At 67.3% G+C, this 12,007-nt stretch carries 10 protein-coding genes and 1 pseudogene; 4 read left to right on the top strand and 7 right to left on the bottom strand.

Annotation, left to right across the window (positions count from 1 at the left end; translation table 11 throughout):
* Window positions 1-30 precede the first annotated feature (30 nt).
* Window positions 31-1,329, top strand: a complete 1,299-nt coding sequence (locus tag MF270_RS00055; protein ID WP_238363803.1) for a flavin-dependent oxidoreductase — start codon at window positions 31-33, stop codon at window positions 1,327-1,329.
* Window positions 1,330-1,342: 13 nt separating this feature from the next.
* Here MF270_RS00055 and MF270_RS00050 read toward each other — a convergent pair whose 3' ends face one another.
* The 7 genes from MF270_RS00050 to modA form a co-directional block, all read right to left on the bottom strand.
* Entirely contained in the window at window positions 1,343-1,909 is a 567-nt protein-coding gene (locus tag MF270_RS00050; protein WP_238363802.1) for a PqiC family protein, read from the bottom strand.
* Window positions 1,910-1,914: 5 nt separating this feature from the next.
* Entirely contained in the window at window positions 1,915-4,419 is a 2,505-nt protein-coding gene (locus MF270_RS00045; protein ID WP_238363801.1) for an MlaD family protein, read from the bottom strand.
* Complete coding sequence (locus MF270_RS00040; protein WP_238363800.1) at window positions 4,416-5,060, bottom strand: paraquat-inducible protein A; 645 nt, start codon at window positions 5,058-5,060, stop codon at window positions 4,416-4,418. Before MF270_RS00040 ends, MF270_RS00045 begins: the two co-directional genes overlap by 4 nt.
* Window positions 5,030-5,698: a paraquat-inducible protein A gene (locus MF270_RS00035; RefSeq protein ID WP_238363799.1), complete on the bottom strand. Its 669-nt coding sequence runs from the start codon at window positions 5,696-5,698 to the stop codon at window positions 5,030-5,032. The genes MF270_RS00040 and MF270_RS00035 overlap by 31 nt, the downstream gene beginning before the upstream one ends.
* Window positions 5,699-5,760: 62 nt before the next feature.
* On the bottom strand, window positions 5,761-6,840 hold the full coding sequence (gene modC, locus MF270_RS00030; RefSeq protein WP_238363798.1) for a molybdenum ABC transporter ATP-binding protein: 1,080 nt from the start codon (window positions 6,838-6,840) through the stop codon (window positions 5,761-5,763).
* Complete coding sequence (modB, locus tag MF270_RS00025) at window positions 6,837-7,529, bottom strand: molybdate ABC transporter permease subunit (protein WP_238363797.1); 693 nt, start codon at window positions 7,527-7,529, stop codon at window positions 6,837-6,839. Before modB ends, modC begins: the two co-directional genes overlap by 4 nt.
* Window positions 7,530-8,294 (bottom strand): molybdate ABC transporter substrate-binding protein, encoded by a 765-nt coding sequence (gene modA / locus MF270_RS00020; RefSeq protein WP_238363796.1) that lies wholly within the window; start codon window positions 8,292-8,294, stop codon window positions 7,530-7,532.
* A 235-nt stretch (window positions 8,295-8,529) separates the two neighbouring features.
* Here modA and MF270_RS00015 point away from each other — a divergent pair, with 235 nt between their 5' ends.
* The 3 genes and pseudogenes from MF270_RS00015 to MF270_RS00005 all read left to right on the top strand — a co-directional run.
* Window positions 8,530-10,734 (top strand): NADP-dependent isocitrate dehydrogenase, encoded by a 2,205-nt coding sequence (locus MF270_RS00015; RefSeq protein ID WP_238363795.1) that lies wholly within the window; start codon window positions 8,530-8,532, stop codon window positions 10,732-10,734.
* 15 nt (window positions 10,735-10,749) lie between these two features.
* Window positions 10,750-11,667, top strand: coding sequence for a hypothetical protein (locus MF270_RS00010; RefSeq protein WP_238363794.1), 918 nt, complete (start codon window positions 10,750-10,752; stop codon window positions 11,665-11,667).
* Between the two features lie 57 nt (window positions 11,668-11,724).
* Window positions 11,725-12,007: pseudogene (locus tag MF270_RS00005) on the top strand (transposase); the annotation flags it as partial.

Raw genomic sequence — 12,007 nt, 5'->3', positions numbered from 1 at the left:
CGCGCGGGCGTCACGAGGGAGGATTGGGCGATGAGCGAACCGCATGTGTTGATCGCGGGCGGCGGGATCGGCGGGCTGGCCACGGCCCTGACCCTGCATCAGCTGGGTGTGCGCTGCACGGTGTTCGAGGCGGTGCGCGAGCTGAAGCCGCTGGGTGTCGGCATCAACCTGCAACCGAATGCGGTGCGCGAGCTTTACGACCTCGGCCTCGATGCCGCCGCGCTGGACGCGGTCGGCGTCCCGGCGCACGAATGGGCGCTGGTGGGCCTCAACGGCAACGACATCTATTCCGAGCCGCGCGGGCTGGAGGCCGGGTACAACTGGCCGCAATACGCCGTGCATCGCGGCAAGCTGCACATGCTGCTGCACGACACCTTCGTGGCCCGTGCCGGCCAGGACGCCGTGCGGCTGGGCGCCCGCGTCACGGGCTATCGCAAGACCAGCGACGGCGTCACGGCGCTGATCGATCACGCGGATGGCACCCGCAGCGAAGAGACCGGCACGCTGCTGCTGGGCTGCGACGGCATCCATTCGGCGATCCGCAAGCAGATGCACCCGGACCAGCCGCCGATCCACTGGGGCGGCGCGATCATGTGGCGCGGGACGACGCAGGCCAAGCCGCTGCGCACGGGCTCGTCCTTTCTTGGCCTCGGGACCCACAGGCACCGGATGGTGATCTACCCGATCTCGCATCCCGACCCCGAGACCGGCCTCGCCCAGATCAACTGGATCGCCGAGATCACGGTGGACGAGCCCTCGGGGCATAACCTTGACGGCTGGTTCCGCCCGGTCGGGATCGAGGATTTCGTGCATCACTTCGAGGGCTGGACCTATGACTGGCTCGACGTGCCCGCCCTGCTGCGCGGGGCGGAGGTCGCCTATGAGAACCCGATGATCGACCGCGACCCGGTGCCGACCTGGGTCGATGGGCCGGTCGCGCTGCTGGGCGACGCGGCGCATGCGATGTATCCCACGGGGTCGAACGGGGCGAGCCAGGCGGTGATCGACGCCCGCACTCTGGGCGCGCTGATGCTGGACCATGGTGTGACGCCCGAGGCGTTGGCCGCCTATGACGCCAAGCTCTGCGGCCCGGTGTCCGAGCTGATCCTGCGCAACCGGGGCGCCGGGCCCTTCGGCCTGCTGAACATGGTGGACGAGCGCTGCGGCGGGACCTTCGAGAACATCGACGACGTGATCCCGGCCGAGGAACGCGAGGCCTTCATGGCGCGCTACAAGGCGGCCGCGGGCTTTGCCATCGAGGCGCTGAACGCCGCCGCGCCGACCATTCCGGCCGGCGCCACCGTCACCGCGCCGGAACCGGCGGAATAACGACAGCCACAGGTTAAAGTCCTTGGCGCGCGACGGTTTCGGCCAGCTGCGTGACCACCACCGACCGGGCCGCGGCGATCTGCGCCGCGGTGCCGGGCTCGGCCACCGGCGCCTCGAACCGGAACGATCCCGCGCGGTTGCGCCCGCCGCTGTCGGGCGCGACGTAATACTGGCCCGCCAGCACAAAGCTGCCCGACTCGGTCGCCCGCATATCCTCCAGCCGCACATCCACCTTGACCTGCGCGTAATCGCGGAACGGCCAGGGCTCGGCCGCGACCTGCGCGCCGGTGATCTGGCCAAGGTCGCGCGCCAGCTGCAACGTGATCGACCGCGCCGGATCGTCGGCCCAGAGGGGCCCCAGCGGGGCCAGCGCGCCATCGGCATCCTGGATGTAGATCTGTTCGTCCGCCGCATAGGTCGGCAGGCTCACCTCGACCACCTCGATCGAGGCGTAACGGGACGACACCCGCACCTCGGGCGCGGTTTCGGGCGCGGCGTAGCGCAGCTCGGGCGCGCCGCAGGCCGCGAGCGCGGCGGCAATCCCGAAGGCAGAGAGGCGGAGGTAAGGCAGCAAGGTCATAAGGGTCAACGTCCGATGATAAGGGAGTTCGGATTGCGTTCGAGGGTCCGGGCCAGCCGTTCGATGGCCTGGGCCGCGTCCTGGATCTGGCGGATCGCGTTGCCGGCCTCGCGCGCGATGACCGAGTTCGGGTCGAACCCGGCGAGCGTGGTGTTGGCCTGCCGCGCCACGCGGCGCAGGTCGTCCGACAGGGCCGGCAGGTTGCGGCTGGCATCGGCGATGGCATCGGCCGCGTCGCGCGCCGAGGCGAGCGTGGCATTGGCGTTCTCGATCAGTCCGCCGTTTCGCAGCGTCTCGAGCGTTTCACGCAGCTCGGTGAGCGCCGCGTTGAAGGCGCCCGGCAGCTCGCGCGTGCTTTCCTGGTCGATCAGCCGCTCGGCCGCGGCCAGCAGGCTGTCGACCCGGGCCGACAGTTCGTCCAGCGGCAATTGCCCGGCCTGGGAGACGATGCCGCGCGCATCCTCGACCAGCGCATTGGCGCTGTCGACGACCGCGACGGCGCCATCCGCCGCTTCGCCGGCGCTTTCGATCACGCCCGGCAGGTCCTCGGTCGCGCGCGCCAGGTCCTCAAGCGCCGTGGTCAGCGTGCCCACCGCGTCGCGGGTCACGAGGTCCTGCACGATGGCGTCGAGCTTGGCGACCGTGTCGTTCAGCTGCGTGGTCAGCGCGCCGACCTGCCCGGGCAGGGCGCGGAATTCCTCGCTGTCGGCGATGCCGCGGATCGAGGCGACGACACCATCGGCGCCGGTCAGCACCTGGTCGACGTTGCCCAGCGTCTCGTCCGCGCTTTGCATCACGCCGTCGGCGCTGCCCACCAGCCCGTCGATATTGCCCATGACCTCCTGCGCCGAGGCCATGACGCCGTCGGTGCTGTCGATCAGCGCCGGAAGGCGGTTCGCGGTCTCGGCCAGGTCTTCCAGTGCGGCGATGATTGTGGCGGGCGTGCCGCCGTCCTGAAGCTCGGTCAGGATCGTGCTGACCTGGCCGGCGGTGGCCTGCAACTCGGTCATCAGCCCCGCCAGTTGCTCGGGCAGGCCCGCGACGCCTTCGCTGGTCGCCACCTGGCGGATCGCCTCGAGCGTCGCCAGCAGCTCGTCCGGCGCGGCCTGAAGCCCTTCGCTGCCGATCAGCGCGGTGGTCTGGTCCATCAGGTCGATGGCCGATTGCATGACCTCCTCGATGGGCAGGTCGGAAATGCGCTGCATCACCCCCTGCGCCGTCGCGGTCACGTCGGCGATGTTCGGATCGGCGGTCGGAATGCGCGCATAGGGCCGCGCGTCGCGTTGCAGCGTGGCCGGTTCGGCATCCACCACGTCCACCAGTTGCACCTTGAGCCCGCCGGTCAGGATCGAGGCATTGGTCAGCCGCGCCCGCAGGCCGCCTTCGATCCGTTCGTCGAGGTAGTCAAAGAACGCCTCGGGCCCGGTGTCGCCCGGCAGTCCGACCCGCCCGGGATTGATCCGGGCCGAGACCAGCAGCCGCACGCGGTTGTCGCCGAACCGTTCCGGGTCCACGAGCCCGGTCAGGCTGATCACCTCGCCGACGCGCAGGCCGCCAAGCTCGATGGCCGCGCCGGCCGACAGTCCGTTGAGGTTCTGGTCAAAGACCATGGACACGTCGATGGCCTGGCCCTCGCCCTCGACCAGAAAATCGTCGCGCGCCGCATCCTCGCTGTCGAACAGCTCGAACACGGCGTCTTCGGCCAGCGGCGTGCCGCCCGAGCCCAGGGTTTCGAAGGTCACGCCGCCCTGGATCAGCGAGGCGACCGAGGTGAAGTTCAGCCGTGCGCCGTTGGCCCCGATCGAGAAATCGAACCCCGAGATGTCCCAGAAGCGGGTCGAGCTGTCGACCAGCCGGTCGAAGGGTTCGTAGATCACCGCGTCGGCCCGCACGGACATGCCGTCCTCGGTCACCTCGGCGGCGCCCACGACGCCCACCTTGACCCCCTTGTAAAGGATCGGCGTGCGCGCGGTCGGCAGCTGTTCGGGCGAGACCAGCTTGAACGCGCGCCCGGTCTCGCCGGCGCCCAGCAGCGGCGCGGTGGACTGCCCCTCGAACTCGGTCCGGGGGGGGCCGATGGTATTGTCCCAGACGCCCTCGATGTAGACGCCCGACAGCACGGTATCGAGCCCCGTGACCCCGCTCGCCGTCACCTCGGGCCGGACGATCCAGAAGCGCGACTCGTCGTCCACGTATTCGGCGAATTCCTTGTCCAGCCGCACGCCCACGCGCACCCGCTCGAGCCCCTCGGAGAAACCGACCTCTTCGACCCGGCCGACCTCGATGTCGCGGTAGCGCAGCTCGGTCTCCTCGGCGGCGATGCCGTCGCCGTTGTCGAACTCGATATGGATCAGCGGGCCGCGGTCGGCATAGGTCTGCCAGGCCACGCTCAGCGCGCCGCCAAGTGCCGCGATGGGCACCAGCCAAACAATGGACAGCTTGTCGAAAAGCCCCTTGGGCCGGGGTTCGATCGGCACCTCTGCGGGGCCGTTGGAAGTATCGTCGCTCACGTCGAGGGGCGCCTTTCATCTGCACGATCCCGGTCCCAGATCAGGCGGGAATCGAAACTTTGGGCGGACAGCATGGTAAAGATGACCGAGGCGGCAAAGGTCAGCGCCGCCGGTCCGGGGGTGATCTGCGCCACCGACGACAGTTGCACCAATGCGCTGAGGATGGCCACCACGAAAACGTCGATCATGGACCAGCGGCCGATGAACTCCACCACCTCGTACAGGTGGTGCCGCCGTCCCGGGCGCACGCGCGACCCGTGGCGGGCCGAAAGCGCGAGATAGGCGATGGCGATGAACTTGCCCATGGGGATCAGCACCGACGCGATCAGGATGATCGCGGCGATCCCGTATGAGCCGTGATGCGCGATCTCGACCGCACCGCCGACGATGGTGCTGGCGTGATGTTCGACCAGCGTGTCGGTCACCAGCATCGGGTAAAGGTTTGCGGGGATGTAGGCCATGACCCCGGCCAGCCACCAGGCCCAGACCTTTTGCAGGCTGGCCGTGTCGCGCGATTGCAGATGCGCCCCGCAGCGGCCGCAGCGGGGTGTTCCGGCCGGCCAGACCCGCGCACAGGTGCGACAGGCCACCAGCCCCGCGGCGCGCGCGGTCAGCGAGGGGCCTTTTCGAGCGATTTCCATACGGACCAACTGCAAAGGTAGGAATCATTGAGAATGGCGATCAGGACGAGGATCGAGAACATCCAGAACGCCGGACCGAAACCGATCTGCGCCAGGTCGGCGACCTTGACCAGCGCCACGGCACAGCCGAGGGCAAAGATCTCGGCCATGGCCCAGGGTTTGAGCGCATTGCTCCAGCGAAAGGCGCGGCGCGCCTGGGAGAATGGCTGGCGGTCGAAGACCACCGGCAAGAGCGTGTAGAAGATCAGCAGCATGCGCAAGAGCGGCACGATGACGATCATCGCCGCCGTCATCAACGCCAGCGCGACCATGTGGCTGGACTGAAAGCTGAGCGCCACGTCGAGCAGCGAGGCCCGGTTGCCCAGCCCCGCCGCGCTGATCGACAGGAACGGAAAGAACAGCGCCGCCGTGACAAGGATCAGCATGGCAAGCGTCAGCATCAGGATGCGGATGCCCGCCTTGGCCCGCGGGGCGATCAGCACCTCGTGGCAATCGGCGCAGACCGCGCGTTCACCCATGGCCGGCATCCGCGCGAGATACAGCGCGTCGCAGGACGGGCAGGCGATCAGGTCTTCCAGCCTTGCCCCGGCCAGCGGGCCGGAGCCCTGCTGAAGCCGGGTGGAGTCAATCTGGTTCATGGGTACAAGTATGGGTCGCAAAGGGGCAGAGTCCAGTGCCCGCGGGGTCGCGGGATTGGCACCTAGCCGGCGACGCCCTCCTTTGCCACGGAAACCGCCTCGATCACGGCGAAAAGCTCCTGCCCCGCGTGCAGGCCCAGCGCCGTGACGGCGCGGCGGGTGACGCGGGCCAGCAGCAGGTTGTCGCCCGCGCGCAGCTGCACCAGCGCACCGGGCCCGCCGCCCAGCCGGATCTCGCGCACCGTGGCGGGCAGCACGTTCAGCGCCGAGATGCCCTGCGGCGGCGCGAGGGCCAGCATGACGTCCTGCGCCTCGACATGGATGCGCACGGCGCTGCCGATGGCGCCCTCGACCCGCGGGATCAGCAAGCGCAGGCCGCCGGCTTCCAGCTCGCTCAGCCCGTCGGGGTGCTGCTGCGCGACGCGGGCGGCGATCACGGCGCCGGCGGCGCGGGCGCCGATGGGCGTGACCTGCGGGTCGCTCAGCACCTCGGCGGCGGGACCCTGCCGGGTGACGCGGCCGTCCTTGAGCGCGACGACCGTGGTGGCCAGCCGCGCGACCTCGGAGGCGGAGTGCGAGACGTAGAGCATGGGGATCGCCAGCTCGTCCCTCAGCCGTTCGAAATAGGGCAGGATTTCCGCCTTGCGCGGCTCGTCCAGCGCGGCGAGGGGCTCGTCCGCCAGGATCATGCGCGGCCCGGCCAGCAGGGCGCGGCCGATGGCGACGCGCTGACGCTCGCCCCCCGACAGATCCGCCGGGCGGCGGTCGAGCAGCGGGCCGATGCCCAGCATCTCGACGATATGATCGAAGCTTTCGGTCCGGCGCCCCCGCGCGAACCAGCGGCCATAGCAGAGGTTCTGCCGGACGCTGAGATGCGGAAAGAGCCGTGCGTCCTGAAAGACATAGCCCAAGCCCCGGCGGTGTGGCGGCTGCCAGAGGCGGCGGTCGGTGTCGAAGAGCACCTCGTCCCCCAGCGCCGCGCGGCCCGCGTCGGGGCGGAAGAGCCCGGCGACCGCGTTGACGATCGTGGTCTTGCCCGAGCCCGAGCCACCGAAGAGGACCGTGACCCCGGGCGGCGCGTCGAAGGCGGCATCCAGCGTGAAACCGTCGAAGGCGTGCTTGAGGCAGACCGAGAGCGTCATCGGCCCGCCACCCGTTTCGCGACCCGGCGCGACAGGGCTTCCGAGACCAGAAGCGCGCCCATGGCGATCACGACCGAGACGGCGACAAGACGCAGGGCCGCGTCCTCTCCGCCCGGAACCTGCAGGAAGGCGTAGATGGCCGAGGGCAAGGTCTGGGTCTGGCCGGGGATGTTCGAGACAAACGTGATGGTGGCGCCGAATTCGCCCATCGCCTTGGCAAAGGCCAGCACCGCGCCGGCGAGGATGCCGGGCAGGATCAGCGGCAGGGTGACGGTCAGGAAGACCCAAGGACGCGAGGCGCCCAGCGTCGCCGCAGCCTGTTCGAGGCGGGGATCCACCGCCTCGATCGACAAACGGATGGCGCGGACCATGAGCGGGAAGGCCATGACCCCGGCCGCCAGCGCCGCGCCGGTCCAGCGGAAGGCGACGCCAAGGCCAATGCTCTCGAGAAACCCGCCGACCGCCGCCTGCGGGCCGAAGGTCAAGAGCAGCAGGTAGCCGGTGACGACGGGGGGCAGGATCAGCGGCAGGTGCACCAGCCCGTTGAGCAGCGCATGGCCGGGAAAGCGCCCCCGCGCCAGCGCCATGGCGACGGCCACGCCCAGCGGCAGGGAAACCAGCGTCGCCCAGAAGGCGACGCGCAGCGACAGCGCCACCGCTTGCCATTCCTGCGGGCCGAGCCAGCCCATTCAGTCGCCGATCACGGTAAAGCCCTGCCCTTCGAAGGCCGCGCGGGCGGCTTCGGTCGACAGGTAGGCGAGGAAGGCATCGGCGGCCGCGTTGTCTCGCCCTTGCAGGCGCGCCGCCGGGTAGGTGATCGCGTCGTGGCTGGTTTCGGGAAAGATGCCCAGCACCGCAACGCGCGACTCGGGCACGGCGTCGGTGGCATAGACGATGCCCAAGGGCGCCGCACCCACCGCGACCAGCGCCAGCGCGGCGCGCACGTTGTCGGCCTGCGCGACCTGTGGCGCGACGCTGTCCCAGAGGCCCAGAGCCCCGAGCGCCTGCCGCCCGTAGATCCCCGCCGGGACCGCATCGACCAGCGCCATGGCGAGGCGCCCGCTGCCCAGCATCCCCGCAAGGTCCAGCCCCGGTGCGATGTCCACCTTGGGGGCCGCAAGATCCCCGCCGACCAGCACCAGACGGTTGCGCAAGAGATCGCGGCGCGAGCCCGGCACCAGCAGCCCTTCGGCCTCGAGCCAGTCCATCCAGGCGGTATTGGCCGAGAGGAAGACATCCGCCGGCGCGCCCTGCCCGATCTGCCGCGCCAGCGCGGACGACCCTGCGTAGGACAATGTGACCGCGTGCCCGGTCTCGGCCTCGAACCCGTCCACCACCGCGTCCAGCGCATTGGCCAGCGAGGCGGCGGCAAAGACCGTCACCTCCTCGGCGGCCAGGCGCAGCGGCATGGCCAGCGTGGCCAGCAGCAAGGCGATCTGCAGAAGTCGGGTCATGGCCCCTCGTCACAAAAGTCACCGGGCACCTTACCCGTCGCGCCTTGGCCTGCAAGGCGACTTTTCGGGCAGAGCCGCGCGCCCATTCCGCGCGCCCCGCCCTGCGGCCCTTTTGTCCGGTTGATCGCGCGCGCAACTTGAGCTAGGCGGAAGCCGTCCAATACCACGGCACGGACCGGCACCCGACGCGACCCGGTCCCGCCCAGACTTCCTGTTCACAAAAGGGGCTCTTTCCATGGCCGACGACAAGCAACCCGACATTGTGTATACCACGGTAGACGAAGCACCCGAGCTTGCCTCGGCCTCGCTGCTGCCCATCGTGCAGTTCTTCGCGGACGCCGCGGGCGTGTCGATCGCCAAGCGCGACATCTCGCTGGCCGGCCGGATCATCGCGACCTTCCCCGAGTACCTGACCGAGGACCAGCGCCAGTCCGACGACCTGGCCTGGCTGGGCGACTGGGTGAAGACTCCGCAAGCCAACGTGATCAAGCTGCCGAACATCTCGGCCTCGGTCCCGCAGCTGGTCGCCGCCGTGAAAGAGCTCCAGTCGAAAGGCTACGCCCTGCCCGACTACCCCGAGGCGCCGGCGACGGACGAAGAGAAGGCCGTGCGCGCCAAGTACGACGCGATCAAGGGCTCGGCCGTGAACCCCGTCCTGCGCGAAGGCAACAGCGACCGCCGCGCCGCCGCGGCCGTCAAGAACTACGCCATGGCCAACCCGCACCGCATGGGTGACTGGAGCGCCGAGAGCAAGACCACCGTGTCCGCCATGGACGGCGGCGACTTCTTCTCGAACGAAGTCTCGGCGACCCTGAGCGATGCCGCCACGGCCAAGATCGTACTCGAGACGGCCAGCGGCGAGACCGTTCTGAAAGAGGGCGTCTCCTACCCCGCCGGCACCGTGGTCGATGCGACCTACATGAGCGCGGCCAAGCTGGACGCCTTCCTTGCCGAGCAGATCGAGGCCACGAAAGAGGCCGGCACGCTGTTCTCGCTGCACATGAAAGCCACCATGATGAAGGTCTCGGACCCGATCATCTTTGGCCACGCGGTCAAGGCCTGGCTGAAGCCCGTCTTCGACACATACGGCGACAAGATGAAGGCGCTGGGTGTGAACCCCAACGGCGGCATGGGCGGCCTGCTGGACAAGGTCAAGGACGAGCCCGAGATCATGGCCGCCATCGAAGAGGTGACCGCCGCACGCCCGCCGATGTACATGGTCAACTCGGACAAGGGCATCACCAACCTGCATGTGCCCTCGGACGTGATCATCGACGCCTCGATGCCGGCGCTGATCCGCGCGGGCGGCAAGGGCTGGGGCCCGGACGGCAAGGAACACGACACCAACTGCGTGATCCCCGACAACAGCTACGCGCCGGTCTATGACGCGGCCATCGAGTTCTTCAAGGCCAACGGCAAGCTGAACCCGGCCACCGCCGGCACCGTGCAGAACCTTGGCCTGATGGCCCAGAAGGCCGAGGAATACGGCTCGCACCCCACCACCTTCGAGATCCCGGTCGCAGGCACCGTCAAGATGATCCTCGAGGACGGCACCGTGCTGCACCAGCACAAGGTCGAAGAGGGCGACATCTGGCGCTCTGCCTCGGCCCGCAAGGCGCCGATCGAGGACTGGGTGCAGCTGGCCATCGATCGCCAGCGCCTTACCGGCTACCGCGCGATCTTCTGGCTGGACGCGAACCGCGCCCATGACGCCGAGCTGATCAAATACGTGACGCCCATCCTCGAAGCGAAAGGCGTGTCGGACAAGTTCGAGATCATGGCCCCGCGCGAAGCGACCATCGCCTCGCTCGAGACCATCACCAAGGGCGAGAACACGATTGCCATCACCGGCAACGTGCTGCGCGACTACCTGACGGACCTGTTCCCGATCCTCGAGCTGGCGACCTCGGCCAAGATGCTGTCGATCGTCAAGCTGATGCAGGGCGGCGGCATGTTCGAAACCGGCGCCGGCGGGTCGGCCCCGAAGCACGTGCAGCAGCTGATGGAAGAAAACCACCTGCGCTGGGATTCGCTTGGCGAATTCTGCGCCCTGGGCGAGAGCTTCAAGTTCCTCAGCGAAGCGCGCGGCAACGCCAAGGCCGGCGTGCTGGGCCAGGCGGTCGATGCGGCGACGCAAGGCATCCTCGACGAGAACCGCTCGCCCTCGCGCAAGGTGGGTGAGCCCGACAACCGCGACAGCCACTTCTGGTTCGCGCTCTACTGGGCCAAGGCCCTGGCCGCGCAGTCCGAGGACGCGGAACTGGCGGCGCACTTCGCCCCGGTGGCCGAGGCTCTGGAGTCGAACGCCGACACCATCGTCGCCGAACTGGCGGCCGTGCAGGGCTCGCCCGCCGACACCGGCGGCTACTACAAGCCGGACGCGGCCAAGCTGGCCGGCGTGATGCGCCCGAGCGCGACGCTGAACGGAATCATCGGCTGATTTGGTCTGTCAGTGATGGAAGGAATTGGGCGCGCTGCCGAAGGGTGGCGCGCTTTTTTTTGTTTGTGGGTCAGGAAACAGCTTGCGGGGATAATTTCTACCAAACAGAGTACTGTTACAGATTACTTTGGAGAGGTATCGCACTTGGTCTCCGACAGTGACTTTGAAAAGCAAATGTTGTCGATAGATGCAGAGCTCAAGGCAGAAGGAGTGGCACCTCACGCGCGCCCCATACACGCGGTGCGAAAGTTCGGAATGCTTCATGGAAAATCGATGCTGATAGCTAAACCAAGTTTTCTTCCGGAAGACGTTGCGGGACCAGCCTTCGAAGAGACCAAAAGGATCTATGACTGGTATGAGCTCCATTATGGAGAGCGGCTAAACGTGGATCCATCTGCCGGTGCCAGAATTGCGTCTATGGCAGACGGAGACATCTGGGAAATGAATTTGCCCTTGATATTTGGCTCATGCACGATTTTCAGCAACCGCGACTTTGTGCTGGCGGAGAATGAACTGAGGCGCGGCGGAACCTCTATGAACGCCTGCTCATCGCTTTCTGGGCTTACCGCCCAAAGACTCTCGAAGTTTTCTGATGGAGACCTCCAAGAAGTCCAAAGCTGCATGATCTTTGGCTTGCAATGCAGAAAGGCGTTGAGCCGATTTCGAGGGACAAATCACTACTTCGATCAGGTAATTGGAGATCTATCAAATTCAACGCATCAACTTGTTGGCCAGATTCCCAACTTCGGGCAGTCGAAATGGGCCAGCGCCCAAATGGTGGAAAAGTTCATGAAAGGGCTAATCGAGGCGTCCGGAAACGGCGACTCCAAACAAGGACACAATCTTCTGAAGCTCCATAGAGAACTCAAAAAGTCCATTCCTTCTTTGAACCTTGAGCCCCGTTTAAAGGAAATACTATGTACTGCAGAGTGAATAGCCCCATGGTTCGTGGACGCCTTCTTCCCTAATTTTTGAGGCAAGGAGGCCACGATGGGCAAAGGCAACTACAGCGACGAGTTTAAGCGGGACGCGGTCACGCAGATCACCGAGCGGGGTTACCCTGTTGCGGAGGTGGCGCAACGGCTCGGCGTGAGCCAGCACTCTCTCTATGCATGGAAGCGAAAGTTCGCGAAGGCATCGTCCGGCGAGGCTGAGAAGGATGCCGAGATCCGGCGCCTGAAGCGGGAGCTGACACGGGTGACTGAGGAGCGCGACATCCTAAAAAAGGCCACCGCGTATTTCGCCAGGGATGCAAAGTGAGATACGCGTTCGT

The sequence above is a fragment of the Mesobacterium pallidum genome (assembly GCF_019966535.1).
In the GTDB taxonomy this organism is placed as follows: Bacteria; Pseudomonadota; Alphaproteobacteria; order Rhodobacterales; family Rhodobacteraceae; genus Mesobacterium; species Mesobacterium pallidum.
This window is presented reverse-complemented; position numbering and strand designations above follow the sequence as displayed.